We start from the raw sequence: 26855 nt of genomic DNA on the forward strand, positions 1-26855 counted from the left end.
TGATGGCGAAGATCAAGCCCAGCAAGGGCTCCCCGTACGCACGCATCCTCGGGGTCGGCGGTTACCGGCCCACGCGGGTCGTGCCCAACGAGGTCATCCTGGAGACGATCGACTCCTCCGACGAGTGGATCCGCTCGCGCTCCGGCATCGAGACCCGTCACTGGGCGAACGACGAGGAGACCGTCGCCGCCATGTCGGTCGAGGCGTCCGGCAAGGCGATCGCCGACGCCGGGATCACCGCCGGGCAGATCGGCGCGGTGGTCGTGTCGACCGTCTCGCACTTCAAGCAGACTCCGGCCGTGGCCACCGAGATCGCCGACAAGCTCGGCACGAACAAGGCCGCCGCGTTCGACATCTCGGCCGGTTGCGCGGGCTTCGGCTACGGGCTCACCCTCGCCAAGGGCATGGTGGTGGAGGGATCCGCCGAGTACGTGCTGGTCATCGGCGTCGAGCGGCTGTCCGACCTGACCGACCTGGAGGACCGCGCGACGGCCTTCCTGTTCGGCGACGGCGCGGGCGCGGTCGTGGTCGGCCCCTCCGAGGAGCCGGCGATCGGCCCGACGGTCTGGGGCTCCGAGGGCGACAAGTCGGAGACCATCAAGCAGACCGTGCCGTGGACGGAGTACGACTCCGCGGGCAAGTTCCCGGCGATCACGCAGGAGGGCCAGGCGGTCTTCCGCTGGGCCGTGTTCGAGATGGCGAAGGTCGCCAAGGAGGCGCTGGACGCCGCCGGCATCACCGCCGACGAACTCGACGTCTTCATCCCGCACCAGGCCAACGAGCGCATCATCGACTCGATGGTGAAGACTCTCAAACTGCCGCAGTCCGTCACGGTCGCCCGTGACGTGCGCACCACCGGCAACACGTCGGCCGCCTCGATCCCGCTCGCGATGGAGCGGCTTCTGGCGACCGGCGAGGCGAAGAGCGGCGACACCGCGCTCGTCATCGGATTCGGGGCGGGTCTCGTCTACGCCGCCACTGTCGTTACCCTCCCCTAGGCACTTCGTGCCGGATCACCCGGTCCGGTGCGGGAATCACCCACTGCCACACCCTCTGGATATCTAAGAAGGAGCGCCGAACATGGCCGCCACTCAGGAAGAGATCGTCGCCGGTCTCGCCGACATCGTCAACGAGATCGCCGGCATCCCGGTTGAGGACGTCCAGCTGGACAAGTCCTTCACCGACGACCTGGACGTCGACTCGCTGTCCATGGTCGAGGTCGTCGTCGCCGCCGAAGAGCGCTTCGACGTCAAGATCCCGGACGAGGACGTCAAGAACCTCAAGACGGTCGGCGACGCGACCGACTACATCCTCAAGAACCAGGGCTGACCCCACTCGGTCCCCTGGACCGAACTGCCCCGCCACCCGGCGGTGGCGCCGCTGAATCCTCGTAACGTTGGAGAAAGAATCCGTGATCCCGACCAATCGCACCGTGGTCGTCACCGGTATCGGCGCAACTACACCGCTGGGTGGCGACGCAGCCTCTACCTGGGAGGGTCTCGTCGCCGGCAAGTCCGGCGTCCGGGCCCTCGCCGAGGAGTGGGCGGCCGACCAGGCCGTCCGTATCGCGGCCCGTGTCGCCGTGGAGCCTCTCGAGGTCATCCCGCGGCCGCAGGCCCGCAAGCTGGACCGTTCGGCGCAGTTCGCGCTGATCGCGGCCCAGGAGGCCTGGAAGGACGCCGGCTTCTCCGGCAAGGCCGGCGAGGAGGGCAGCGAGGGCGACGTCGAGCCCGACCGCCTGGGCGCGGTCATCGCCTCCGGCATCGGCGGCGTGACCACCCTCCTCGACCAGTACGACGTCCTGAAGGACAAGGGTGTGCGCCGGGTCTCCCCGCACACCGTCCCCATGCTGATGCCCAACAGCCCCTCCGCCAACGTGGGTCTGCTCGTGGGCGCCCGCGCGGGCGTGCACACGCCGGTCTCGGCGTGCGCGTCGGGCGCGGAGGCCATCGGCTACGCCATCGAGATGATCCGCACCGGCCGTGCCGACGTGGTCGTCGCCGGCGGCACCGAGGCGGCGATCCACCCGCTGCCCATCGCCGCGTTCGGCAACATGATGGCGATGTCCAAGAACAACGAGGACCCGCAGGGCGCTTCGCGTCCCTACGACGTGGCCCGCGACGGCTTCGTCATGGGCGAGGGCGCCGGCGTGATCGTCCTGGAGTCCGCCGAGCACGCGGCCGCGCGCGGAGCACGCGTCTACGCCGAGGCCGTCGGACAGGGCATCTCGGCCGACAGCCACGACATCGTGCAGCCGGAGCCGGAGGGCCGCGGCATCTCGCACGCCCTGCAGAACCTGCTGGACAACACCGACCTGAACCCGGCCGAGATCGTGCACGTCAACGCGCACGCCACCTCGACGCCGGCCGGCGACATCGCGGAACTGAAGGCGCTGCGCAAGGTCTTCGGCGACGACGCCGACCACATGGCGGTCTCGGCGACCAAGTCGATGACCGGTCACCTGCTGGGCGGCGCGGGCGGCGTCGAGTCCGTCGCGACGGTGCTCGCGCTGTACCACCGGGTCGCTCCGCCGACCATCAACGTGGAGAACATCGACCCCGAGGCCGAGGCGAACGCGGACGTCGTCCGCGGCGAGGCGCGCAAGCTGCCCGTCGAGGGCCGTATCGCCGCCCTGAACGACTCGTTCGGGTTCGGCGGGCACAACGTGGTCCTGGCGTTCCGCTCGGTCTGAGACCTGCCCGTACGCGATCGCGTACCGGACCGAAGGGGCCCCGCCCGGGAAGGCGGGGCCCCTTCGGGCTTTCGGTCTCCGGACGCGCTCGGGCCGGTCTCAGACGACCTGGTGCAGCCAGCGCACCGGGGCGCCCTCGCCCGCGTAGCGGAAGGGCTCCAGTTCGTCGTCCCACGGCTTGCCCAGGAGCTTGGAGAGTTCACCCTCCAGCTCCGTCTCGCCGCGGCCGCTGCGCAGCAGGGCCGCCCGCAGACGGTCCTCGGGGATCAGGATGTCGCCGTGGATGCCGGTGACGGCGTGGAAGATGCCGAGGTCGGGCGTGCAGCTGTAGCGCTCGCCCTCGGCGGTGGCGCAGGGCTCGGCGGTGACCTCGAAGCGCAGCATCTGCCAGCCTCTCAGCGCCGACGCCAGCTTGGAGGCGGTGCCGGCCTCGGCCTTCCAGGAGAACTCCGAGCGCCAGGTGCCGGGCGCGGCGGGCTGCCGGATCCAGTCGAGGTTGACGCGCGTGCCGAGCACCCCGGCGACGGCCCACTCGACGTGCGGGCACAGCGCGCGCGGCGCGGAGTGCACGTACAGAACTCCACGTGTCGTCACCGGGACCTCCGGGCAGAGCGGGACAGTCTTGCAGGCTGGCAACGGCGGCGGTGGCAGGCAGCCGCGTTGATGGCGAGGCTACCGTGCGGCGGCGCAAGGAGTGTGACGTACCGTCGGTCCTGGTGCCCTGAAACCTCCGCCATTCACCCGGCAGGACGCCTGTACGGGTGGGAAGCGTTCCATCTTGTGGGTGTGATTCGCCCGGGAACTCCCGTGCGTTGTCCTAGGGGGAGCGTTGTTCGGAGAACGAGGGGAACACCAGCGGATGCGGAAGCGGAACCGGCACGCGCGGGCCGTGCTCGCGGGCACGACGGCGGCAGTCCTCGGCCTGACGGGCTGTGACGCCCTGGGCGGAGGTGACGGCTCGGGGCCGTCGGGCGCGCGGGCGCGCCACGCGAAGCCCTCCGCTTCGCCGGCCCCGCTGTGGGACACCAGCCCGTCCTCGGTCGCGGCGGTGGGCGACTCCATCACCCGTGGCTTCGACGCCTGTACGGTCCTCGCGGACTGTCCGGAGGTGTCCTGGGCGACCGGCGCCAGCGTCGACGTGAAGAGTCTCGCGGTACGGCTGCTGGGCCCGGCGAAGGCGGCCACGCACAGCTGGAATCACGCGGCGACCGGGGCGCGGATGGCGGACGTGCCGGCCCAGATGGCCCAGGCGGCCCTGGACAGACCGCAGCTGGTGACGGTGATGGCGGGGGCGAACGACGCGTGCCGCGTCTCCACGGCGGCGATGACGCCGGTGGCCGACTTCCGCACGCAGTTCGAGGACGCGCTGCGCACCCTGCGCCGGGCGTTGCCGAAGACGCAGGTGTACGTGTCGAGCGTGCCGAACCTGAAGCGGCTGTGGTCGCAGGGGCGGACGAACGCGCTGGGCAAGCAGATCTGGAAGCTGGGCATCTGCCCGTCGATGCTGGGCGACGCCGACGTGCTGGACTCGGCGGCGACCCTGCGGCGGGACACCGTGCAGAAGCGGGTGGAGGACTACAACTCGGTGTTGAAGGAGGTCTGCGCGAAGGACGTGCGGTGCCGGTTCGACGGCGGCGCGGTGTACGACTTCCGGTTCGGCACCGACCAGCTGAGCCACTGGGACTGGTTCCATCCCAGCAAGGACGGCCAGGCGCGGCTCGCGGAGCTGGCCTATCGGGGAGTCACCGGGAAGACCTCGTGACTTAGTGTTTCGCCCATGAGCGAACACTTCGGAACACTTTCCGACGGCACCCCCGTGCACCGCTGGACCCTGGAGCGGGCGGGCACGCGGGTGCGCGTTCTGTCGTACGGCGGGATCGTGCAGTCCGTCGAGGTCCCGGACCGGAACGGGCACACGGCGGACGTGGTGCTCGGGTTCGCGGATCTGGACGGTTATCTCGCCCATCCGGAGCCGTATCTCGGCGCGCTGGTGGGGCGGTACGCCAACCGGATCGCGCAGGCCCGCTTCCCGCTGGACGGGGTGACCTACGCGCTGGAGCCCAACGCCGCGCCCAACTCGCTGCACGGCGGGCCGGGCGGGTTCGACAAGCGGGTGTGGGACGTGGAGCCGGTCGAGCACGGGCTGCGGCTCAGCCGGGTCGCCGCGCACGGCGAGGAGGGCTTCCCGGGGCGGCTGGAGGTCTCGGCCACGTACACGCTGGACGCGTCGGGGTCGCTGCGGTTCGCCTATCGGGCCGTCACCGACGCGCCGACGGTGGTGAACCTGACCAACCACAGCTACTTCAACCTCGGCGGGCCCGGCAGCGGCGGTGCGGGCGACCACGAACTGCGGCTGGCCGCCTCCCGGTACACGCCGGTGGAGGCGGACGGGATCCCGACGGGCGAACTCGCGCAGGTGGCCGGCAGCCGCTTCGACTTCCGTGCGGCCCGCAAGATCGGCGTCGGCTACGACCACAACTTCGTCCTCGACAAGGGAGTCACCGACACCCCGGTCGAGGTCGCCGAGCTGCACGACCCGGCGTCCGGGCGGGTGCTGACGGTCTCGACGACCGAGCCGGGGCTGCAGCTGTACACCGCCGACCATCTGGGCGAGCCGTTCGTGCCCGGCGAGGGCGTCGCGCTGGAGACCCAGCACTTCCCGGACTCCCCGAACCGGCCGGAGTTCCCGAGCACCGTGCTGCGGCCGGGCGAGGTCTACCGGTCGCAGACGGTGTACGGCTTCTCGGTCCGCTAGCGGTCCGAGGGAGAGATGTTGCCCCGGCCCAGGGGTCAGGTCCCGGGCCGGGGCTGTTCGCGGGGCGACGGCCGCGCCGGGGCGGGCGGCCGTGCCGATCACACGTTAATCGTCGCGGTGATCCGGCGGTCGGCGATCGAGCGACCCACCTGGATTTCGTACGAACCTTTCACAAAGGACCACCGGTGGTCCGCCTCGTCCCATACCTCGAAGGCACGGGTGGGGATCTCCACGGCGACCTCGGCGCTCTCCCCCGGGCCCGCCTCCACGACGGCGAAGCCGGCCAGCCGGCGGGCGGGACGCTCGGGCGCAGGCGCCGGGTCGGTGGGCGCCAGGTAGACCTGGACGACCTCCCGGCCCGCCCGCTCGCCGCTGTTGCGGATCCGCACCCCGACCGTCGACCCCGTGACGTCGACGGACTCGTACGTCCAGTCGGTGTAGCCGAGGCCGTGGCCGAAGGGGTAGACCGGGGTGCGGTCCTCCTTCTCCCAGGCGCGGTAGCCGATGAAGACGCCCTCGCGGTAGGAGAGGGCGCCGTCGGTGGGGACGACCTCGGTGACGGGGGCGTCGGCGAGGGAGCCCCAGGTGGTGGGGAGGCGGCCGCCGGGCTCATGGGCGCCCGTGAGGACGTCGGCCAGCGCCGCACCGCCCTGCTGGCCGGGGAACCAGCTGAGCAGGACGGCCGCGACCTCCTCCCGCCAGGGCATTTCCACCGGGGAGCCGGCGTTGACGACCACGACGGTGTTCGGGTTGGCGGCGGCGACGGCGCGCACCAGGTCGTCCTGCCGGCCGGGGAGGCGGAGGTCCTCGCGGTCGTAGCCCTCGGACTCCACGCGTTCGGTGGTGGCGACCACGACGACGGCCGTGTCGGCCGCCTGCGCCGCTTCGACCGCCTCGGCGATCAGCTCGTCGGGGTCGCGCACCGGCTCCTGGTGGAGCAGCGCGAAGGCGACGGCCTTGAAGGGGGCGCCCTCGGGGAGCGCGAAGACGTGGGTGAGGGAGATCTCGACCGGTTCGCCGGCGGTCAGCTCCACCTGGGCGCGGGGCTCGGGGGATCCGAAGAACCCTTCGAAGGGGTCGCTGTCGTCGGCGGGGCGCTGGACGTCGTCGTAGTAGGTCGTCCCGGCGACGGTCAGGGTGAAGGCGCCCGTGCCCTTGGTGCCGAAGGTGTGCCGGCCGCTCTCGCGCGGAGTGAGGACGCCGGTCAGTTCGACCGTGTGGAGGGTGTCGTGAGCGACGCCCTCGGGGAGGTCCGAGCCCATCCACTGGATCTGTCCGTTGGGGGCGGAGCCGGTGCCGAGGACGGTTCCGGCGGCGTCGCGGCAGACCGCCCGGAGCGCGAACCCCTTGTCGGCGACGGCGAGTTCGGTGCTGGGATCGGCGCCGACGGCGTAGTGGAGAGCGCCCTCGGGGAGGGCGGCGGTGAGGCCGTCGAGCGGGGAGACGACGTGGGTGGGGAAGACGGTGGCGGAGCCGCCGCCCAGGATGCGGGCGTCGCGGGCGGCCGCGCCGCTGAGGGCGACGGAGCCCGGCCGGAGCGGCAGCGCATCGCCCTCGTTGCGGAGCAGGACGAAGGAGCGGCGGGCCAGTTCGCGGGCCAGGGCCTCGCCGTCGATGGGGGCGGGCGGCTCCGTGACGGCCGGTTCGACGTCCGCGAGGGCGCCGACGCGGGCCGCCAGGCGCAGGACGCGGCGGACCGCCTCGTCGACCTCGGACTCGGCGAGGCGTCCCTCGCGCACCGCGGTGGCGAGGGCCTCGCCGTAGACGGTCTGCGGGCCGGGCATGGCCACGTCGAGACCGCCCCGGAGGGCGGCGACGGTGTCGCGGGCGGCCGCCCAGTCGGAGACGTTGAAGCCGTCGAAGCCCCACTCGCCGCGCAGGACCTCGTTGACGAGGTGGTGGTGCTCGGTCATCGTCGTGCCGTTGACCGTGTTGTAGGCGGTCATGACGCCCCAGGGGCGGGCGTCGGCGACGATGGCCTCGAAGGGCGCCAGGTACAGCTCGCGCAGGGCGCGTTCGCCGACCAGGTTGTCCACGGTGAAGCGCTCGGTCTCGGCGTCGTTGGCCACGAAGTGCTTGACGGTGGTGCCGACGCCTCCGGACTGGACGCCGTTCACATAGGCCGCGCCGATCACGCCGGTGAGATACGGATCCTCGCTGTAGGCCTCGAAGTGGCGGCCGCCGAGGGGGGACCGATGCAGGTTGACCGTGGGAGCGAGCAGCACGTGGACGCCCTTGCGCCGAGCCTCCTGGGCGAGCAGGGCGCCGGCGCGGCGGGCGAGGCCGGGGTCCCAGGCGGCGGCGAGGGCGGTCGGGGAGGGCAGGGCGACGGAGGGGTCGTCGGCCGTCCAGCGCACGCCGCGCACGCCGATCGGGCCGTCGGACATCACGAGCGACCGCAGGCCGATCTCCGGCAGCGCGGGCAGTGACCAGGTGTCCTGACCGGCCAGGAGCCGGGTCTTGGCGTCCAGGCCGAGCTTGCCGAGAGCCTGCTCGACGGCCGCCTCCGTCCCCGCACCCCTCGCCGACTCCGTCACCGCGCCCGTTGCCGCCCCGGTCTCCGCCATGCGGCGCCTCCTCGTCGAGTGTCTGCACGTGCCGTGGCTCCATCGTGCAACGGCTACCTGTCGATCGGTAGGTTTCGTTACTTTGCCGTTATCCGCAAGAGGGCGTATGCCGTACCGTGACGGCATGACTGCCAGGGCCAGAAGCGAGGAGCGGCGGGCCGAGATCGTGCGGGCGGCCCTGGCGGTGATCGCCGAGCGCGGCTACCGCGGGGCGAGCATGGCGGCGGTGGCCGAACGGGTCGGACTGACCCAGCAGGGGCTGCTGCACCACTTCCCGACGAAGGACGCGCTGCTGGTCGCGGTGCTCCGGGAACGCGACCAGTGGGACGCCGTGCCGGACACCCGGTGGCGGGTCGACCTGCTCGCCTCGCTCGTCGAGTACAACGCGATGCGCCCCGGCGTCGTCCAGACCTTCTCGGCGCTCCTCGGCGAGAGCGTCACGGAAGGGCATCCCGCCCGGGAGTACTTCACCGAGCGGTACACACGGGTGCGGGCGAGCATGGCGGCCGCGCTGCGCACCGAGTACGGCGACCGGCTGCCCAACGGCCTCACCCCGGAACGCACGGCCCCGCTGCTGGTCGCGGTGATGGACGGGCTGCAGTACCAGTGGCTGCTCGACCCCGAGTCGGTGGACATGCCGGAGGCGTTCCGGGACTTCCTGCGGCTGCTGGGCGAGCCGGTCGGCTGAGGGTCACTGGTCCCACCTGAGCGCCAGCCCCTTGCTCACCGCGCACACGACGCCGAAGGCGAGCGCCCAGCCGTGCGCACCGGCCGCGTACAGCGCGCCGACTCCCGCCCCGAACCAGAGCAGTTCGAAGCCGGCCCGGCCCGCACCCCGCATCCTGAAGCGGGCCCGCGGCGAACCGCACAGCGCCCAGGCCGCGATCAGCGCGGCCGGGGCGACCGGTCCGAGCAGCCAGGGCCACGAGGTCGACGCACCCCACCAGGCGGCCGCGGCCACGGCGCCCAGCTCGATCAGGAAGAGAACGCCCAGGTTGGCTGCCTTCATGCGCGGCAGTATCACTCCACGGCGGGCAGCGCGGCCACCGCTTTCGCTCCCGATCCGTGCGGCATCGACGCATGAGGTACGCGAGGTACGGGCGGACGCTGACGTCGGCCGGGGTGAGGCTCCATGGCGGGAGCGCCTCGCGGCACGGGATACTGCCGTCGTCCCGCCCCACGCTCTCCCCCCACAGCGACGGAAGGACCCCGACTCCCGTGCACTGCATACGCGTTCGCACCGCCGTCCTCGGTCTGGCCCTGACGGCCGGGCTCTCCTCCCCCACCGCCGCGACCGCGACCGAGCCGGCGTCCGCCGCTCCCGGCGTCGAGGAACAGCGGCTGACGCAGGCCGCCGCGCAGGAGATCCTCGCCCGGTCCGGGTTCGACACGGCGGCCCCGCGGCTCGCCCGGCTGCTGGCGGCCTCGCCGTCCTACGCGCGGGCCCGGCAGGTCGTCGCCCGGGAGGGCTCGGCCCTGTGGCGGCGTGCGGTGGACCGGGTGCAGGGACGCGGGCCGGCCGGCGGAGACCTCAGCCGGGACGACGACCGGCCGCTGTACTGGGCGCGGCTCGACATGACGAGCCGACTGCGCGCCTGGAAACCCCCGTTCGCGATGACGGAGCGCCGACGAGCGGCCCTGTCGGACTCCTTGGAGCGCACTTCGCGCGGCCAGAGCGACATCCGGCTCCCCCGGCACGCCAAGGGCCTCAAGCGCGTGCTGGTGACCGGCTTCGACCCGTTCACCCTGGACCGGGACGTCCGGATCTCCAACCCCTCGGGGGCGGCCGCCCTCGCCCTGGACGGCACGGTGATCAGGACCGCGGACGGGCCCGCGCGCATCGAGACCGCCGTGTTCCCGGTGCGCTGGCGGGACTTCGCCGACGGCGCCGTGGAACGCGCGCTGCGGCCGCACCTGCCCTGCGCCGACCTGTTCGCGACCGTCAGCCAGGGTCGCGTCGGCCGCTTCGACGTGGAGCGCACCAACGGGGCCTGGCGGGGCGGCTTCCCCGACAACGAGAACATCGGCCGCACGGAGACGATCCCGGTCGCCGACCCCGACTCGCAGCCGCAGTGGACGACCACGACCCTGCCGTACGCCGCGATCACCGCGGCGGACACCGGCCGCTTCCCGGTCTACGACCACACGGACGTCACCGAGATCCCGGCAGGGGGCTCCGGTCCCGTCGTCCGGCCGGACGGGCCCACGCCGGGGTCGACGGCCCGGGCCGGAGGCGGCGGGGACTACCTGTCCAACGAGATCGCCTACCGGGCGACCCTGCTGCGCGACCGGCTGGGGCTGCACGACAGACTGCAGGGCGGCCATGTGCACACGCCGGTGCTGCAGTTCGCGGCCGGCAACGCCGACCCCGCGACCGGGACGGTCACCGATCCGCAGTTCGTGCGCAACCGGCTGGACATCGTCGCCCAGGTGCGGGCGATCCTGACGGCGGCGCTCGGGGCGACGGAGCGGGCGCGGGACTGACGCCGGGACGGCGAGCACCGGGCCGGCGGTCTCGTCGAGGCCCGTGCGGCCTCGGCCTCCCCGGCGCGGGTCTCCCTCACGGGGCGGCGTTCTCCTCCTCGGCCGCTTCGGCCGTGCCGCCTTCGGCGATCTCCTCGCCGACCAGCTCACGGGCGAGCAGGGTGGCGCCCGCGACCGCGCCGGGCATCAGGAAGACCGCGACGAAGGGCACCAGGAAGGCCAGGCCCAGGGGGGTGCCGAAGCCCCACACCAGCATCCTGCGGCCGCGCAGCAGGGCGAGCCGGGCGCGCAGGTCGACGTCGCGGCGCTGGAGGGCGACGGCGACGAGTTCCTCGGTGAGGAAGAAGCCCGTGACGAAGAAGCCGATCACCGGGACGACCGTCTGGCCGACGACCGGGATGAACCCGAGGGCGAACAGCAGCACCGCCCAGACCAGCGCGCGCAGGAGGACGCGCAGGCTGTCGCGGGCGGAGACCCACAGTTCGCGCCAGAGCGGCAGCCCCGACTCGGGGGCCGTGCCGTCGGGCGACACGTCCCGGTCGACCTTCTCGGAGAGGTTCTCGTAGAAGGGCTGGCCGATCAGCAGGGTGACGGCGGTGAAGGTGAGCACGGCGAGCAGGAGGCCGAGGGCGAACAGCACGGCGGTGAGGAAGCCGCGGAAGAGACCGAGCCAGGGGTTCGACCAGTGGTCGGCGAATGGCGTCGTCCAGCCCACGAAGTCCTCGCCCCACACCGCGAGCGCCACCAGCGCCGCCGCGTACAGGACGAGCGTCAGCAGCCCGGGAACGAGCCCGAACCCGTACTGCCTGCCGTGCCGGGCCACCCATCGCTGGCCCTTCAGGAGGTACCTGAACCCCACCCCGAGATCGCGCATGGCCGAACTCTATCGGTCGTGCACATTTCACGACTGCCGCCCCGCGTGCGCTCCTCCCGGCCGAGCGGGCGGAGCCCGTGCCGGTCCGCCGCGGGGGTCTCGTAGGCCATCCGGGGCATCGGTGACACCGAGGCCCTCCTCCCGCAGTTGAGTCGAACAGGCACACCTCGCCGTACCGATCTGCGCAAGCAACGATCCAGGCAAGTCCAGGAGGTAGACGTGCGCACATCGAGCGCCTGCCCGGCCCGGCCTGTTCTGATCACCGCCCGCGTCGCCGCCGCCGTCGTCCACCCGCGCACGGCCGGCGCCCCGGATCGCGGTTTCGTCCACACGCCGGCGACCCGGCGCAGATCGCACAGGCGTTGATCACCATGGCACACGCAAGCAGCGGGCTGGTTGAGGAGAGCGGATGACTCGTTTGGCTCGGACGACGCAGGAGATCCACGGCACGGTGGCCGATGGGTTCGAGGCGGTACGGGAGGAGTTCGCCGCGTTCGTGGCGGAAGAACAGCCCGACTACGAAGGCCAGTTGTGCGCGTCGGTGCACGGCCGGCGAGTCGTCGACCTGTGGGCGTCCGGCGACGGCGCCGGCCCCGACTCCCTCTACGGCGTGTACTCCTCGACCAAGGGCGCCGCGCACCTGGTGGTCGCGCTCCTCGTCCAGGAGGGCACGCTGGAGCTGGACCGCAAGGTCACCTACTACTGGCCGGAGTTCGCCGCCGAGGGCAAGGGCGCGCTGACCCTGCGCGAGCTGCTGGCCCACCGGGCCGGCGTGGTCGGCACGGACGGCGGGTTCTCACCGCAGGAGCTGGCCGACGACCGGCAGCTCGCCGAACGCCTCGCCGACCAGCGGCCGTTCTGGCGGCCGGGCACCGCCTTCGGCTACCACGCGCTGGTGATCGGGGCGCTCACCGGCGAGGTCGTGCGGCGGGCCACGGGGCGCACCCTCCAGGAGGTGTACGAGGAGCGGGTGCGGCTCGCCTACGGGCTGGACTTCTTCCTGGGGCTGCCGGCGCCGCACGAGCCGCGCTTTCGCAGCGCGCAGCCGATGGCCGCGACGGCCGAGCAGCGGGCGCTGCTGGAGGCACTGCCCGGCGGGCCGCACACCCTGACCGCGGTCGCCTTCAACCGTCACACCGCCGAGCCGACCGACCTGGAGCTCCTGCCGAACGACCCGCTGGTCCGGGCCAAGGGGCCGGCGTCGGTGGGCGGGGTCGCCTCGGCGCGCGGGCTGGCCGGACTGTACGCGGCGGCGATCAGCGAGGTCGACGGGAAGGCGCCGCTGCTGAAGGAGGACACGGCGGCGGAGTTCGGGCAGCTGCACTCCGTGGGCTACGACGTGGTGACGCGGTCGCACAGGTCGTACGGGCTGGGCTTCCAGGCCACCGCGGACACCTGGCACCCGTTCCTGGGCGCCGGGGCGTTCGGGCACAGCGGGGCGGGCGGCTGCCAGGCCTTCGCCGACCCGCGCAGCGGGCTTGCCTACGGCTACACGCGGCGCCGGTTCGCCTTCCCGGGCGGGGCGGCCCCGGAGAACGACAGGCTGGCGGGGGCCGTGCACCGCGCGGCTCTGGCCTGCGGCTGAGACACGGCGAAGGCCGCACCCCCCGCGGAACGTTCCAGGGGTGCGGCCTTGGGCGTGCGTGCGGCGGTCAGAGCTTGACGATCATCTTTCCGGTGTTGTCGCCGCGCAGGACCCCGAGGAACGCCTCCAGGTTGTTCTCGATGCCCTCGACGACCGTCTCGCGGTACTTGAGGTCACCGGAGCGGACCCAGGCGCCGACCTCCTGGACGAACTGCGGCTGCAGGTCGTAGTGGTCGCCGACCAGGAGGCCCTCGATGCGGCCGCGGGTCTGGATCAGGCGGGCGAGGTTCTTCGGGCCGGGGGCCGGCTCGGTGTTGTTGTAGACCGAGATCATGCCGCAGATCGCGATGCGGCCCTTCTGGTTGAGGGAGCCGATGGCCGCCTCGAGGTGGTCGCCGCCGACGTTGTCGAAGTAGACGTCGATCCCGTCGGGGGCGGCCGCGCGGAGCTGGTCTGCCACGGAGCCGTTCTTGTAGTTGAAGGCCGCGTCGAAGCCGTACTCCTCGACGAGGAGCTTGACCTTGTCGTCGGAGCCGGCCGAGCCGATGACCCGGGAGGCGCCCTTGAGCTTGGCGATCTGGCCGACCTGGCTGCCGACGGCGCCGGCCGCGCCGGACACGAACACGGCGTCGCCCTCCTTGAAGGCGGCGGTGCGCAGGAGTCCCGCGTAGGCGGTGAGGCCGGTCATGCCGAGGACGCCGAGGTAGGTGGAGAGCGGGGCGGCCTCGGGGTCCACCTTGACGGCCTGCTTGGCGTCGACGGTGGCGTACTCGCGCCAGCCGCCGAAGTGCAGGACGTGGTCGCCGACGGAGACGCCCTCGGCCTCGGACGCGACGACCTCGCCGACCGCCCCGCCCTGCATGGCCTTGCCCAGCTCGAAGGGGGCCACGTAGGACTTGGCGCTGCTCATGCGGCCCCGCATGTACGGGTCCACCGAGACGTACGCGTTACGCACCAGCACCTCACCGGGGCCGGGGCGGCGGATCTCCGCCTCGGCGAGCTCGAAGTCCTCGGGCTTCGGCCAGCCGACGGGGCGGCTGAGCAGACGCCATTCGCGGCTGGTGGTGGGGAGGGCCGAGTCAGTCATGGGAGAGGCTGCCTTTCACATGCTCGAAAATGCTTCACTACCTGAAACAACCATGCGCCTGAATATTTCAGGATGTCAAGTAAACGGGTACCCTGGATCCATGTCCGCCTCACATCCGACCTCGCAAGCGACCTCCCGGCCGACCGGTCCGGCCGGCCCCACCACGCTTCCCGACGCTCTGACCCTGGAGGTCGTCGAGCTGATCGGCGAGGTCGTGGCCCGTTTCTACGAGGACTACGAGGACGCCGCCGCCGACCACTCGCTCACCGGCGCGCAGGCCCGGCTGCTGAGCCTGCTCTCGCTGGAGCCGCTGCCGATGCGCAAGCTGGCGCAGAAGCTGAAGTGCGAGCCGTCGAACGTGACCGGCATCGTCGACCGGCTGGAGTCGCGAGGTCTGGTGGAGCGGCGCCCCGACCCGGCCGACCGCCGGGTGAAGCTGGCGGCGGCCACCGAGGAGGGGCGGCGGATCGCCCGAGGGCTGCGCGAGTCGCTGCGGTTCGCCCGCGAGCCGCTGGCGGGGCTGGCCGAGGAGGAGCGTCTGGTCCTGCGCGGACTGCTGGGGCGCATGCTCACGACCGCAAGCGACCGCGCCTAGGCGCCGGCGTCGCGAGAGGGCGCCTCAGCCGTGTGTCTCAGCCGTGCGCCTCAGTCGTCCGACTTCGAGGGCGAGCGGCCGTCGCGGTGCGAGCGGCGCGCGAGTTCGCCCGCGGCGAGGGTCGCGGCCGCGGCCGCGCGCACCCAGCGCGGGGCGTCTGCCCGCGCCGCCCGCCAGACGCAGGCGCAGCCGCCGAGGACGAGGACCAGGACACCGATCAGGAGCGGCACGATCACGCTCCACCCCCGTCTTCCGCCGTGAACTCGTACTGCAGCTCGTAGAGATGGCCGGCCTTCACCATCACCGTCACCTCGACGGGTCGGCCGTCGTCACCGGTGACGACGCGCAGGGTGCGCAGCACCGGCATGCTGCTGGTGAGGCGCAGGACCCGGTACTGGTCCTGGGTGGGCACCCGCGCGGACACGCGGTCCGTGCTGCGCCGGGGCGGGTGCCCCAGTGCGGTCAGCAGGGCGGGGGCACCGCCGCGGATCCTGCGCCCCTCGGCCAGGGGCGTGCCCCGGGCGATGTCCAGCGGGTAGTAGGCCTCCACGAGCTCGGCTGGCTCGTCGTCGACGAGGAGAATCTGGCGGCGCAGCATGGCCGCGCCGTCCGCCGGGAGGCCGAGAGCGGCTCGGACGTCGGCGGGCGGGCGGCCCTCGGTCACGTCCAGCAGCTCGGTGCGGGCGTGCGTGCCGTGCTTGGCCGCCTCGACGAGCCAGCGGTAGGGCTCCCCGGGGCCGCCCGGAGCCATCAGGGAGGCGGGCCGGACCGTGCGCTGGCGGTGTTCGCGGACGGTGACGGCGGCGCCCGCCCGGCCGACCACCAGGCGCTCGTCCTTGAGGAGCTGCAGGGCCTTCTGCACGGTCGCGCTCGACGCCTCGAAGCGCTCCTTGAGCTGGGCGGTCGTGGGCAGGTTGGCGCCGGGGGCGAGCTCTCCGCTCATGATGTCGTCGCGCAGATCGGCCGCGATGCGCTCGTGCAGGGAGCGGCGGTCGACGGCTTCCGGGTCTGCCTTGGGCACGGTCATCCGATCCTGATCTGGTAGCGCAGCCTCTGCCGTAGGGCAGGCATCACCATACGGTCGACCTGGATCGGCCGGTCGTCGCGGTCCAGGGTGAGCCGGATCAGCCGCAGGACCGGCTCGTCGGGGGCGGCGCCGAGGGCCTCGCGCTCCTCCTCGTCCGGCATCCCGGCGGTGACGTCCTCCCGGACGAGGGCGCCGACGTGACCGAGTTCGGCGAGCAGGGTGAGGGCGCCGCCGGGGATCTTGGCGGTTCCGGCGAGCCGGGTGCCGCCGGCTATGGCGACCGGGTAGTAGGTGTCGGTGAGCTCGCTGGGCTCGTCGTCGAGCAGGATCAGGCGGCGGCGCACCACGACGGGCTCGCCCTCGGGGACGCCGAACAGCTCGGCCACCTCGGCGGGCGCGGGCGTCTCGCCGGCGTGCAGGATGCGCTGGGCGCCTCGCCGCCCCCGCGCCGCGGCCTCGGCCGCCCAGGCGTCGCCCTGCCCGGCGAGCCGGGGCGTCAGATACGGCAACGACGTACTGACCCAACCGCTCCCACCCACGACGTCCTCCTGTACGGCCGACCGTTCTTTCGACCCTGCCGCCCTACACGGTAGGCGACGTGCCGCGTACGTCGACCGCCACCCTCGAGCCACCCTCAGCCACCCCGGACCACCTTGTCGCCTTTCGCGAACAACAGTAAGGTGTCGCCGCAGGACGCCCCTGAACCACGGAGGTGCCCCCCGTGCCCTTGTCACGGCAACGTCGTTTCCCCCGCTCGCGCGCCTCGGTAGGGGCCGCACGCACCTTCGTCCACCAGGCCCTCACGGACTGGGACTGCCTCGACCGGCTGGACGACATCACGCTGTGCGCGTCGGAACTCGCCACCAACGCCCTGCTGCACGGCGTGCCTCCGGGCAGGCAGTACTGCGTGACGCTCACCCTCGACGGCCCGCTGCTGCGGCTCGCCGTGCGCGACACCGGCGACCACCCCTCCCCCGCGGGCCCTCCGGCCGAGGACGCCTGCTCGGGCCGGGGTCTGTACCTGGCCCGAGAGGTGTCGGACGAGCTGGGCGTCACCGAACACGTCATCGGCAAGACCGTGTGGGTGGTGTTCAAGACGGACGGCGGTCCGTGACGCCGGGGCGGCTCAGACCTTCTTGCGGGTCGTCATGAAGCGCTGGACCAGGATGAACGTGCACAGCAGCACACCGGTGGCGATCTTCGTCCACCAGGAGCTGAGCGTGCCCTCGAACTGGATGATGCTCTTGATCAGTCCCAGCACGAGGACGCCGAACAGGGTGCCCAGGACATACCCGGACCCGCCCGTCAGCAGTGTGCCGCCGATGACGACCGCGGCGATCGCGTCGAGCTCCATGCCGGTCGCGTGCAGCGGGTCGCCGGACTGGATGTAGAGGGTGAAGAGGAGACCGGCGAGCGCCGAGCAGAACCCGCTCACCGTGTACACGGCGATCTTGGTGCCGCCCTGCGGGAGACCCATCAGCATCGCCGACTGCTCGTTGCCGCCGATCGCGTACACCCGGCGGCCGAAGCGGGTGTAGTGCAGGACGTAGAACGCCACGGCGAGGACGACGAGGGAGACGATCGCGCCGATCGACAGGAACCCCATCCCCAGCGAGGCCTGCGCCTGGGCCATGCTGCTCACCGTGGAGTCGCTGATGGAGATCGACTCCTTGCTGATGACCAGGCACAGACCGCGGAAGAGGAAGAGGCCGGCGAGGGTCACGATGAAGGGCTGGATCTCGAAGTTGTGGATCACGTAGCCCATCAGGAAGCCGCCGAAGGCGCCCACCGCCAGCGCCATGGGGACCACGACGAGCAGGGGCAGGCCCTGGCGCTCCACCAGCCAGGCCGTGAACATCGTCGTGAAGCCGATCATCGAGCCGACGGACAGGTCGATGCCGCCGGACAGGATGACGAAGGTGACGCCGACCGCGGCGACCAGCAGATAGCCGTTGTCGATGAACAGGTTCAGGAAGACCTGCGGTTCGGCGAACCCGTAGTACTGGTACCGGGCCAGGCCCCCGCCGTACATCAGCAGGAAGAGCAGGGCCGTCACCGCGACGGGCAGCCGCCGGTCGCCGAGCAGACGGGCGGCCCGGGACGGGGACGAGGACGGGGTACGGCTGTCGGAGGCCGTGGGGCTCTGGGTGGTCGCGCTCATCACGACACCTCCATCTTGGGAGCGGCCTCGGTCGCCGCGGCGGGGTCGGCCGTGGCCGCGGTCGGCTTGGCGCCGCCCTTCGACGCGAACCGGGCGGCGAACTTCGCACCGAAGACCTTGGCGCGGAACTTCGGGGACTGCAGCAGGCAGACGACGATGACGACGGCGGCCTTGAAGACCAGGTTGGTCTGGGTCGGCACGCCGATGGTGTAGATCGTGGTGGTCAGCGTCTGGATGACGAGGGCGCCCACCACCGTGCCGCCGATGGAGAACCGGCCGCCCAGCAGTGAGGTGCCGCCGATCACCACGGCGAGGATCGCGTCGAGTTCGATCCACAGGCCGGCGTTGTTGCCGTCGGCGGCCGAGGTGTTGGAGCTGATCATCAGTCCGGCGATGCCCGCGCACAGCGCGCAGAACATGTAGACCATGATCTTGATGCGCCGGGACCTGATGCCGACCAGACGGCTGGCCTCGGCGTTGCCGCCGACCGCCTCGACCAGCAGGCCGAGCGCCGTGCGCCGGGTCAGCGCGACGGTGACGGCGACCACGGCGGCCACCACGAAGATGGAGAACGGCAGGGTCAGCCAGTAGCCGCCGCCGATCAGCTTGTAGGGCTCGCTGTTGATCGTGATGATCTGGCCGTCGGTGATCAGCTGGGCCACACCGCGCCCGGCGACCATGATGATCAGGGTCGCGATGATCGGCTGGATGCCCATCCGGGCCACCAGGAAGCCGTTCCACAGCCCGCAGACCACCGCGGCCACCAGGCCGAGGCCCATCGCGAGCAACACTCCGGACAGCGCGCCCTGATCGTGCTGGTCGCTGATGTACGAGCAGGCCAGCGCGCCGGTGATGGCGACCACCGCGCCGACGGAGAGGTCGATGCCGCCGGTGGCGATGACCAGGGTCATGCCGACCGCCACCAGGATGAGGGGCGAGCCGAACAGCACGATCGAGACGAGGCTGCCGTAGAGGTGGCCGTCCGCCATCCGGATCGAGAAGAAGTCCGGGGTGAAGGGGACGTTGACGAGCAGCAGGAGGACGAGCACCGCCACCGGCCAGAACAGGTGGTGGCGGGTCAGCGCCCGCCACCGGGAAGAGGTGGTCGAAGTCGTGGTCACTGGTGCTCTCCGCTCGCGATGGTCTCCAGGATCCGGCTCGTGGTGATCTCGGGCCCGTTGGCGATCTGCGCCACCAGCCGGCGGTCGCGCAGCACCCCGATGGTGTGGCTGAGCCGGAGCACCTCCTCCAGCTCGGCCGCGATGTACAGCACGGACATGCCCTCCTCGGAGAGCGAGACGACGAGCTTCTGGATCTCCGCCTTGGCGCCGATGTCGATGCCGCGCGTCGGCTCGTCGAGGATCAGCAGCTTCGGCTGGGTGATCAGCCAGCGGGCCAGCAGCACCTTCTGCTGGTTGCCGCCGCTGAGCTGGCCCACCCTGGCCTCGGGGTTGGCCGGGCGGATGTCGAGCGCCTTGATGTACTTGGCGACGAGTTCGTCGCGCTGGGCGATGGGGATCGGCCGGGTCCAGCCGCGCGAGGCCTGCAGGGCCAGGATGATGTTCTCCCGGACCGTCAGGTCGGGCACCAGGCCCTCGCTCTTGCGGTTCTCGGAGCAGAACGCGACACCCGCGCCGATGGCGTCGTTGGGGGCGCTCATGGAGACCTGGCGGCCGCCGATCGTCACCTTGCCGGTGTCCGGCTGGTCGGCGCCGAAGAGCAGCCGGGCGAGTTCGGTGCGGCCCGATCCGAGCAGACCGGCGAGCCCGATCACCTCGCCCTTCCTGATCTCCAGGTCGAAGGGCGCGATGCCGCCGGTCCTGCCGAGGCCGTCCGCCTGGACGAGGGTCTCGCCCGCGTCGGAGCGCAGCTGGTGTTCGTGGAGCTCGTCGAGCTGGCCCATGGCCTTGCCGAGCATGAGCTGGACGAGACCGACCTGGTCGAGGTCGCTCACCATGTGCTCGCCGACCAGGGTGCCGTTGCGCAGCACGGTCATCCGGTCGCAGACCTCGTAGATCTGGTCGAGGAAGTGCGAGACGAACAGGATCGCGACGCCTTCGTCCTTCAACCGTCGCATCAGGGCGAAGAGTTGGAGCACCTCGTCCCGGTCGAGGCTGGAGGTCGGCTCGTCGAGGATCAGCACCTTGGTGCCGGGACCCTCGCCGTCGCCGGTGTTCAACGACCGCACGATGGCGACCAGTTGCTGGACGGCCAGCGGGTACGAGGACAGGGGCGCGGCGACGTCGATGTCCAGCCCGAGCCGGTCCACCAGCTCCGCCGCCTCCCGGCGCAGCCGCTTCCACTGGATGCGGCCCATGCGGGTCGGTTCACGCCCGATGAAGATGTTCTCCGCCACCGACAGGTTCGGGCAGAGGTTGACCTCCTGGTAGACCGTGCTGATGCCGGCCTGCTGGGCCTGCAGCGGGCTGGCGATCCGCACGGACCGGCCGTCCAGGGTGATCGTGCCGCCGTCCAGGGAGTAGACGCCGGTGAGCACCTTGATGAGGGTGGACTTTCCCGCCCCGTTCTCGCCCATCAGGGCGTGGATCTCGCCGGGGAAGAGCCGGAAGTCGACGTCCGACAGAGCCCGTACCCCCGGAAACTCCTTGACTATGCCCGCCATTTCCAGGACGGGCCGCGGCTCTGCCATGGCAGCGCTCCTCATGAGATTGGTTCAGGCCCGCAGGGAGCCCCGGGACCGATGGCGCTCGGTCGGCCGCGGGCTCCCTGCCGGTGGGTGCGTCGGTTCAGTACTTGCGGCTCGGGAGCGCGGCCTTGGCCTGGTCCTGCATGAAGTCGCCCTCCTTGGTCTTGATCCAGCGCTCGACCGACTCGCCGGCCTTGACCTTCTTCACGGTGTCCATCAGCTGCGGGCCGAGCAGCGGGTTGCACTCGACGATGGCGTTGATCTTGCCCTCGGACATGGCCACGAAGCCGTCCTTCACGCCGTCGATCGAGACGATCAGGATGTCCTTGCCGGGCTTCTTGCCGGCCGCCTCGATGGACTGGATGGCGCCGATGGCCATGTCGTCGTTGTGCGCGAACAGGACGTTGATGTCCGGGTTCGACTGCAGGAAGGCCGCCATGACCTGCTTGCCGCCGGCGCGGGTGAAGTCACCGGTCTGGCTGACGACGATCTTCCAGTCGTCCTTGTGGTCGGCGTCCATGACTTCCTTGAAGCCCTTGGCGCGCTCGATCGCCGGGGCGGCGCCGGTGGTGCCCTCCAGCTGGGCGATCTTCACCGGGCCCTTGTGGCCGGCCTTCTCCAGCACCTTCTCCAGGATCTTGCCGGCGCGGCGGCCCTCGTCGGTGAAGTCGGAGCCGACCAGCGTGACGTACAGGGAGTCGTCCGAGGTCTCCACCGAGCGGTCCGTGAGGACGACCGGGATCTTCGCGGCCTTGGCCTCCTTGAGAACCGCGTCCCAGCCGGTGACGACGACCGGCGAGAAGGCGATGACGTCCACCTTCTGCGCGATGTAGCTGCGGATCGCGGAGATCTGGTTCTCCTGCTTCTGCTGCGCGTCGGAGAACTTGAGGTTGTAGCCGGCCTCCTTGGCCGCGTCCTTCACCGAGGTGGTGTTGGCGCTGCGCCAGCCGCTCTCCGAACCGACCTGGGAGAAGCCCAGCGTGATCGTCTTGCTGCCGCCCGAGGAGGAGGAGCCGGAGGAGTTGTCGTCCTTCTTGGCACAGGCCGTCAGACCGCCCGCCGCCGCCACTCCGACCGCCGCGGTGAGGAAGTTCCTTCTGCTGAGCATGTTCTTCTCCTTTGAAGAGCCGGCCCTGGGACGGACCTGCTGGTACTTGACGGGACCGGCTGTACTGCGTCCAGCCTGTCGATCACTGTTCGGGATTTCGGCCACACTGCCGGAGCGGGTCGGCCGACGGGGTCGTCAGAGGGGTGTGCCGTCCGGCTGGGCGGCGTAGGGGAAGGTACTGGCCCGGACCACGAGTTGAGGTTCGATCGCCACCCGGGGAGCGGTGGCGGCCGGCCGGCCCTCGATCAGGTCCAGGAGGAGCGCGATGCCCCGCTTGCCCACCGCCGAGAAGTCCTGCCGGACGGTGGTCAGCGGCGGAGCGAAGAACTCCGCCTCCGGGATGTCGTCGAAGCCGACCACCGCGACGTCCTGGGGAGTTCGCACCCCCGCCTCGCGCAGGGCTCGCAACACCCCCAGCGCCATCTGGTCGTTGGCGACGAAGACCGCGGTCAGCCCCCGGCCCACCCAGCCGGCCAGTTCCTGGCCCGCACGGTAGCCCGACAGCGGACTCCAGTCGCCGCGCAGCAGCATGGGCGGTTCGACGCCCGCGGTTTCGAGGGTGTCCCGCCAGCCGGCGGCCCGGTCGGCCGCCTCCTGCCATTCCTCGGGCCCGGCGAGATGCCAGACCGTGCGGTGGCCGGCGGCCAGCAGATGGCCGGTGGCCAGCCGCGCCCCCAGATGCTGGTCCACGCTGACGCCGGCGATGTCCACACCCGGCCCGCCGCCCACGATCACCACGGGGAACGGGTGGCGCAGTTCGGCGAGGGCGTCCACCGCCGACCGCTGCGGAGCGATGGCGACCACTCCCTCGACCCCGCCCTCGCTGAGGTGGTCCAGGGCCTCGGAGACACTCTCCATGGTCAGTTTGCGCAGACTGACCGTCGAGACGAGGTATCCCTCGGCCCGCGCCGCCTCCTCCAGCGCGAACAACGTGCTGGCCGGCCCGTACAGGGTGGTGTCGGAGGCGACGACGCCCAGCGTCCGGGTCCGCCGGGTCGCCAGTGCCCGTGCGGAGAAGTTGCGGCGATAGCCCATCTCCTCGATCGCCCGGAGCACTCGGGCCCGTGTCGCGTCCCGCACGTTGGGGTGGTCACCCAGCACACGGGACACGGTCTGGTGGGACACGCCGGCCTGACGCGCCACGTCGGCCATGGTGGGCGGCCGAAGCCTGGTGTGTGACACGGGCGCCCCTCCTTGACTCTCGTTGCTCGGCACGGCCTGCGCTGCGGGCGGACGGTTCCGCGCCGCCGACGTCACTCCGGGATCCCGGAGAGCCCAACAGCACTGGCGGAAAAGGCGAGTCGAGGCGATGTGAGCACGACGCTCGTTCCTCCCCCGCCGACGTTGGGCGTTGACTGGTGAATGCGGAGGTCATTGTGAGCGCTAACAATTCACGGCGGTCAAGAGGGCTGCAGCCAATCGTCGTCACGGTTCCATAACGCGCTGTCGCGCTGTGGGCCATAACCCCTGGTCAGGGCCGTGAGAGCGGACTACGGCACCGACGCCCGCCGACCACCCGACGACGACCCGCGCGCCCGCCGCGGCACGGGATCCGGGCACGGGCGGAGTGAAGTCCGGCCACCGGGACGACGAGCACACCGCCCTGGACGAACCGTCCACGCGGTCGGCGCCCGCCGGACGGCGCACGCCGAAATCGCGCCCCCCGCGAGCCCCCGGCATCCCGCGCGAGCGACGATCCCCCTCCCGCAAGCGCCTCCGACGCCCGACGCCATACGAAATCCGGACAGGCGCGGGGTGAGGTCCAGCCACGAGGACGACGAGCACATCACCCTGGACAACCGTCCACGCGGGTCGGCATCCGGCGCGAGGAACGGCCTCGGCTCTAGGAGCACCACCACAGAAAGCGCGTGCACGTCTGTGACGGCGAGGGCTGCGGGGAGGCGCCCGACGCCGTCGGCCGGGGGGTCGCGGTGGAACCCGAGTCGGCCGGGTCCGAGGGAGCCCCCGCACCGGGCGTCGACCCCGAGGAACCGGGAAGGTTGCCCGACTGGGCCTGCTTGCCGGGGCTCGGCGCGACCGTCCCACCCGTCGCGGAGGCCGACGCCGACACCGACGGCGACGCGGAGGCGTCGGGGGAGGGCGAGGCCTTGCCCGCGCCGGTGTCCGTCCGGTCGTCCAGCGGCTGCGCGGACACGCTCGGCGCCGGCGTCGAACCGTCGAGCTCGGACGACTCGCCTCCGGCCGCCGCCGGGTTGGCCGGCGAGGAGAACCCCGGGGCGTCCACGCCGAGTTCGGCCAGGCTGAGCCCGCCCGCGGCCAGGGCGAAGCCGACGCCGATCAGCACCACGCGCTTACGGCGTCGACGGTGGACGGAGGCCTTGCGGTCGCGTCGGCTCGCGTCCGGTGCGGCCGGGGCCCCGCCGGGACCCCGCCGACCGCCGCGCCCCTGCTCGCGGCGGCGCGCGGCCCGGCCCTGCGGCTCATCGCCCTCGGCTTCGCCGTCGCCGTGGTCACCGAGCTGATGGCAGTCGTCGTCCTCGTCGCGAGCGTCGTGCTCCTCGCGGGCGTCGTGCTCGGCCGCCGGCTCGCCGGGACCGGGCCCCCCGTACGGTTCCGGCGCGTACGGTTCGGGCGCGTGGGGCTCCGGCGCATACGGCTGCGGCTCGTACCGTGGCGCCCGCGGGTCGTGCAGCTGCGGCTCCGGGTCGTACGCGCTCTGCGGATACGCGCGTAGCTGTCCGGCGGGTGCGCCGCATCCCGGGCAGGCGAGGGCGCCGTTGAGGTGCCGTCGGCACGGGTGGCAGTAGTCCATGACGCGGAGAGACTAAGTTCCTGGACGGCCGCGTTCCCGGGTCACCGTGTGAAAGTTGTGTGGGAAACCGGCCATAGGGCACGCCGGATCGAGTGACCTGCCCCACACGGCGGTGTCTCAGAAGTCGAAACGGTCGGCAAGACTGGCGAAACCGTTACCCGTTCGACCCATTGACACTCCGCTCGCGCCGTCTTTACTGTCTGGTCAGCATTTCGAACGTGTGACGAAATCTCGAACAGCCGAAGGGTTACTTCCGTGCGCATCACCGGAATCAGCACGCACGTCGTCGGGACGCCGTGGCGGAACCTGACCTACGTCCTGGTGCACACCGACGAGGGCATCACGGGTGTCGGAGAGACCCGCATGCTGGGCCACACCGACGCGCTGCTCGGTTACCTGAAGGAGGCAGAGGCCAACCACATTCTCGGGTCCGACCCGTTCGCTGTCGAGGACCTCGCCCGCCGGATGAAGTACGGCGACTACGGGCGCGCCGGCGAGATCGTGATGTCCGGCATCGCCGTCATCGAGATGGCCTGCTGGGACATCAAGGGCAAGGCTCTCGGCGTGCCGGTCTGGCAGCTCCTCGGCGGCAAGGTCACCGACAAGGTCAAGGCGTACGCCAACGGGTGGTACACCACCGAGCGGACGCCGGAGGCCTACCACAAGGCCGCCAAGGGCGTCATGGAGCGCGGCTACAAGGCGCTCAAGATCGACCCCTTCGGCACCGGGCACTTCGAGCTCGACCACCAGCAGTCCCTGTACGCCGTCTCGCTCATCGAGGCCGTGCGCGACGCCATCGGGCCGGACGCCGAGCTGATGCTGGAGATGCACGGCCGCTTCTCCCCCGCCACCGCCGTGCGGCTCGCCAACGAGCTCGCGCCCTTCAAGCCCGCGTGGCTGGAGGAGCCGTGCCCGCCGGAGAACCTGAAGGCCCTGGAGAAGGTCGCCGCCAAGGTCGACATCCCGGTCGCCACCGGTGAGCGCATCCACGACCGCATCGAGTTCCGCGAGCTCTTCGAGAGCCAGGCCGTCGACATCATCCAGCCGGACGTCGGCCACATCGGCGGCATCTGGGAGACGCGCAAGCTGGCCGCGACCGCGGAGACCCACTACATGCTGGTGGCCCCGCACAACGTCGGCGGCCCGGTGCTCACCGCCGCCTCCCTGCAGGTCGGCTTCACCGCCCCGAACTTCAAGATCCTCGAGCACTTCAACGACTTCGCGGACGCGGAGATCAAGAAGGTCGTCAAGGGCGCGCCCGAGGTGATCGACGGCTACTTCCACCTCTCCGACAAGCCCGGCCTCGGCGTCGAGCTGGACGTGGACGCCGCCGCCGAGTTCCCGCAGCAGCAGGCCCGCTTCGACCTCTGGGCCGAGGGCTGGGAGCAGCGCAAGCCGAAGGGCAGCAAGTGAGCACCGCTGTCGTCGTCGACGGGCCGGGCGAGCACCGGCTCGTCCCGCACGAGCCGCGGCGGCCGGAGGCCGGTGAGGCGCTGGTGCGCGTCCACGCCACCGGCATCTGCGGCAGCGACCGCGAGGTGTACCAGGGCAACCGGCCCGAGGGGTACGTCCGTTACCCGCTGACCCCCGGCCACGAGTGGTCCGGGACGGTCGAGGCGGTCGGCGCCGGGGTCCCCGCGTCGCTCGTCGGCCGCAAGGTGGTGGGCGAGGGCTTCCGCAACTGCCAGGTCTGCGACCGCTGTCACGCGGGCGAGACGACGCTGTGCACGGACGGGTACGAGGAGACCGGCTTCACCCAGCCGGGGGCCATGGCCGCCACCCTCACCCTCCCGGCCCGGCTGCTGCACGCCCTCCCGGACGACGCCGACCTCACCGCCGCCGCCCTGCTGGAGCCGGCCGCCTGCATCGCGGCCGCCGCCATCAAGGCGCGGGCGCTGCCCGGCGAGAAGGTGGCCGTCGTCGGCACCGGAACGCTGGGCATGTTCGCCGTGCAGTTCCTGAAGGCGGGCTCGCCCGCCGAGCTGCTGGTCGTGGGCACGCGCCGGGACCGCGAGGGTCTCTCCCGGCAGTTCGGCGCCTCCGGCTTCCGCACCCGGGACGAGGAACTGCCGGACGACTTCGACGTCGTCATCGAGACCGCTGGATCGGCGTCCGCCGCACGGACCGCGGCCTCGCTGCTGCGGCGGGGCGGACGGCTGGTGCTGACGGGGATCCCGGCGGCCGGCGCGGACGGGCTCGACCCGACGGACCTGGTCGTACGCCAGCTGGAGGTGCACACCGTCTTCGGCGCGCCGCCGGACGCCTGGTCGCACACCGTCCGGGTGTTCGGGGCGGGACTGCTGGATCCGCTGCCGCTGGTCACGCACGAGCTTCCGCTGGCCGAGTTCTCCGAGGCCATCGAGCTCGTGGGGTCCGGTGACCCGAAGGTGGGCAAGGTGCTGCTCAGGCCGTAGGCACCGCCGAGCCGTACGCCGGCACAGGACGACCTGACGGTCCCCGTGCCGGCGTACAACCAAACCCCGTATGACCTGAGCCGCGA

At 71.7% G+C, this 26855-nt stretch carries 26 protein-coding genes; 12 read left to right on the forward strand and 14 right to left on the reverse strand.

Annotation, left to right across the window (positions count from 1 at the left end; all coding sequences use genetic code 11):
• The first annotated feature begins 2 nt into the window (after positions 1–2).
• From BG482_RS12495 to BG482_RS12505, 3 genes are all read left to right on the forward strand, one after another.
• A complete protein-coding gene (locus tag BG482_RS12495; protein WP_069769043.1) occupies positions 3–998 on the forward strand; it encodes a ketoacyl-ACP synthase III in 996 nt (331 codons plus the stop codon).
• A gap of 82 nt (positions 999–1080) precedes the next feature.
• The gene (locus BG482_RS12500; RefSeq protein WP_019067091.1) at positions 1081–1329 is read left to right on the forward strand and encodes an acyl carrier protein; all 249 of its coding nucleotides are present in this window, start codon (positions 1081–1083) and stop codon (positions 1327–1329) included.
• 82 nt (positions 1330–1411) lie between these two features.
• Entirely contained in the window at positions 1412–2692 is a 1281-nt protein-coding gene (locus BG482_RS12505; protein WP_069769044.1) for a beta-ketoacyl synthase, read from the forward strand.
• Between the two features lie 99 nt (positions 2693–2791).
• Here BG482_RS12505 and BG482_RS12510 read toward each other — a convergent pair whose 3' ends face one another.
• On the reverse strand, positions 2792–3286 hold the full coding sequence (locus BG482_RS12510; RefSeq protein ID WP_069769045.1) for a DUF3145 domain-containing protein: 495 nt from the start codon (positions 3284–3286) through the stop codon (positions 2792–2794).
• Between the two features lie 265 nt (positions 3287–3551).
• Here BG482_RS12510 and BG482_RS12515 point away from each other — a divergent pair, with 265 nt between their 5' ends.
• Positions 3552–4454, forward strand: a complete 903-nt coding sequence (locus BG482_RS12515) for an SGNH/GDSL hydrolase family protein (RefSeq protein WP_069769046.1) — start codon at positions 3552–3554, stop codon at positions 4452–4454.
• Positions 4455–4469: 15 nt separating this feature from the next.
• Positions 4470–5447 (forward strand): aldose epimerase family protein, encoded by a 978-nt coding sequence (locus tag BG482_RS12520; RefSeq protein WP_069769047.1) that lies wholly within the window; start codon positions 4470–4472, stop codon positions 5445–5447.
• A 98-nt stretch (positions 5448–5545) separates the two neighbouring features.
• Here BG482_RS12520 and BG482_RS12525 read toward each other — a convergent pair whose 3' ends face one another.
• Entirely contained in the window at positions 5546–8014 is a 2469-nt protein-coding gene (locus BG482_RS12525; RefSeq protein ID WP_069769048.1) for a beta-glucosidase, read from the reverse strand.
• A 106-nt stretch (positions 8015–8120) separates the two neighbouring features.
• Between BG482_RS12525 and BG482_RS12530 the strand changes: the two genes are divergently transcribed.
• Positions 8121–8702, forward strand: a complete 582-nt coding sequence (locus BG482_RS12530; protein ID WP_069769049.1) for a TetR/AcrR family transcriptional regulator — start codon at positions 8121–8123, stop codon at positions 8700–8702.
• A 3-nt stretch (positions 8703–8705) separates the two neighbouring features.
• Here the strand turns inward: BG482_RS12530 and BG482_RS12535 are convergent, their stop codons facing one another.
• Positions 8706–9023 carry a YrdB family protein gene (locus BG482_RS12535; RefSeq protein ID WP_069769050.1) on the reverse strand — a complete coding sequence of 106 codons (318 nt, stop codon included), beginning with the start codon at positions 9021–9023 and terminating at the stop codon, positions 8706–8708.
• 209 nt (positions 9024–9232) lie between these two features.
• Here BG482_RS12535 and BG482_RS12540 point away from each other — a divergent pair, with 209 nt between their 5' ends.
• Entirely contained in the window at positions 9233–10498 is a 1266-nt protein-coding gene (locus BG482_RS12540) for a pyroglutamyl peptidase (RefSeq protein WP_069769051.1), read from the forward strand.
• A 76-nt stretch (positions 10499–10574) separates the two neighbouring features.
• Here the strand turns inward: BG482_RS12540 and BG482_RS12545 are convergent, their stop codons facing one another.
• The gene (locus BG482_RS12545) at positions 10575–11372 is read right to left on the reverse strand and encodes an EI24 domain-containing protein (RefSeq protein ID WP_069769052.1); all 798 of its coding nucleotides are present in this window, start codon (positions 11370–11372) and stop codon (positions 10575–10577) included.
• Positions 11373–11781: 409 nt separating this feature from the next.
• Here BG482_RS12545 and BG482_RS12550 point away from each other — a divergent pair, with 409 nt between their 5' ends.
• Positions 11782–12957 carry a serine hydrolase domain-containing protein gene (locus BG482_RS12550; protein ID WP_069769053.1) on the forward strand — a complete coding sequence of 392 codons (1176 nt, stop codon included), beginning with the start codon at positions 11782–11784 and terminating at the stop codon, positions 12955–12957.
• 67 nt (positions 12958–13024) lie between these two features.
• On the opposite strand, the gene BG482_RS12555 is transcribed toward BG482_RS12550, so the two are convergent.
• A complete protein-coding gene (locus BG482_RS12555; protein WP_069769054.1) occupies positions 13025–14044 on the reverse strand; it encodes an NADP-dependent oxidoreductase in 1020 nt (339 codons plus the stop codon).
• Positions 14045–14144: 100 nt separating this feature from the next.
• Here BG482_RS12555 and BG482_RS12560 point away from each other — a divergent pair, with 100 nt between their 5' ends.
• On the forward strand, positions 14145–14639 hold the full coding sequence (locus tag BG482_RS12560) for a MarR family winged helix-turn-helix transcriptional regulator (RefSeq protein ID WP_256096341.1): 495 nt from the start codon (positions 14145–14147) through the stop codon (positions 14637–14639).
• Between the two features lie 50 nt (positions 14640–14689).
• Here BG482_RS12560 and BG482_RS12565 read toward each other — a convergent pair whose 3' ends face one another.
• From BG482_RS12565 to BG482_RS12575, 3 genes are read right to left on the reverse strand one after another with little or no spacing between them, the layout of a single operon-like run.
• A complete protein-coding gene (locus BG482_RS12565; protein WP_370745776.1) occupies positions 14690–14869 on the reverse strand; it encodes a hypothetical protein in 180 nt (59 codons plus the stop codon).
• A gap of 2 nt (positions 14870–14871) precedes the next feature.
• Positions 14872–15666 carry a GntR family transcriptional regulator gene (locus tag BG482_RS12570; protein ID WP_069769056.1) on the reverse strand — a complete coding sequence of 265 codons (795 nt, stop codon included), beginning with the start codon at positions 15664–15666 and terminating at the stop codon, positions 14872–14874.
• A complete protein-coding gene (locus tag BG482_RS12575) occupies positions 15663–16205 on the reverse strand; it encodes a GntR family transcriptional regulator (RefSeq protein WP_069769057.1) in 543 nt (180 codons plus the stop codon). The genes BG482_RS12570 and BG482_RS12575 overlap by 4 nt, the downstream gene beginning before the upstream one ends.
• A gap of 182 nt (positions 16206–16387) precedes the next feature.
• Between BG482_RS12575 and BG482_RS12580 the strand changes: the two genes are divergently transcribed.
• Complete coding sequence (locus tag BG482_RS12580; protein WP_069769058.1) at positions 16388–16780, forward strand: ATP-binding protein; 393 nt, start codon at positions 16388–16390, stop codon at positions 16778–16780.
• Between the two features lie 12 nt (positions 16781–16792).
• Here the strand turns inward: BG482_RS12580 and yjfF are convergent, their stop codons facing one another.
• The 6 genes from yjfF to BG482_RS12610 form a co-directional block, all read right to left on the reverse strand.
• The gene (gene yjfF / locus BG482_RS12585) at positions 16793–17827 is read right to left on the reverse strand and encodes a galactofuranose ABC transporter, permease protein YjfF (protein ID WP_069769059.1); all 1035 of its coding nucleotides are present in this window, start codon (positions 17825–17827) and stop codon (positions 16793–16795) included.
• Entirely contained in the window at positions 17827–18948 is a 1122-nt protein-coding gene (locus tag BG482_RS12590) for an ABC transporter permease (protein ID WP_069769060.1), read from the reverse strand. The genes yjfF and BG482_RS12590 overlap by 1 nt, the downstream gene beginning before the upstream one ends.
• Positions 18945–20477: a sugar ABC transporter ATP-binding protein gene (locus BG482_RS12595; RefSeq protein WP_069769061.1), complete on the reverse strand. Its 1533-nt coding sequence runs from the start codon at positions 20475–20477 to the stop codon at positions 18945–18947. Before BG482_RS12595 ends, BG482_RS12590 begins: the two co-directional genes overlap by 4 nt.
• Positions 20478–20574: 97 nt before the next feature.
• The gene (locus BG482_RS12600; protein ID WP_069769062.1) at positions 20575–21582 is read right to left on the reverse strand and encodes an ABC transporter substrate-binding protein; all 1008 of its coding nucleotides are present in this window, start codon (positions 21580–21582) and stop codon (positions 20575–20577) included.
• A 135-nt stretch (positions 21583–21717) separates the two neighbouring features.
• Positions 21718–22764 (reverse strand): LacI family DNA-binding transcriptional regulator, encoded by a 1047-nt coding sequence (locus tag BG482_RS12605; RefSeq protein WP_069769063.1) that lies wholly within the window; start codon positions 22762–22764, stop codon positions 21718–21720.
• Positions 22765–23425: 661 nt separating this feature from the next.
• Positions 23426–24355, reverse strand: coding sequence for a hypothetical protein (locus BG482_RS12610; RefSeq protein WP_176741359.1), 930 nt, complete (start codon positions 24353–24355; stop codon positions 23426–23428).
• 255 nt (positions 24356–24610) lie between these two features.
• On the opposite strand from BG482_RS12610, the gene BG482_RS12615 reads away from it, so the two are divergent.
• Both BG482_RS12615 and BG482_RS12620 read left to right on the forward strand, forming a co-directional pair.
• A complete protein-coding gene (locus tag BG482_RS12615; RefSeq protein WP_069769064.1) occupies positions 24611–25768 on the forward strand; it encodes a mandelate racemase/muconate lactonizing enzyme family protein in 1158 nt (385 codons plus the stop codon).
• A complete protein-coding gene (locus tag BG482_RS12620) occupies positions 25765–26769 on the forward strand; it encodes a zinc-binding dehydrogenase (protein ID WP_069769065.1) in 1005 nt (334 codons plus the stop codon). The genes BG482_RS12615 and BG482_RS12620 overlap by 4 nt, the downstream gene beginning before the upstream one ends.
• Positions 26770–26855: the final 86 nt, after the last annotated feature.

The organism is Streptomyces sp. LUP30, assembly GCF_001746365.1.
In the GTDB taxonomy this organism is placed as follows: Bacteria; Actinomycetota; Actinomycetes; order Streptomycetales; family Streptomycetaceae; genus Streptomyces.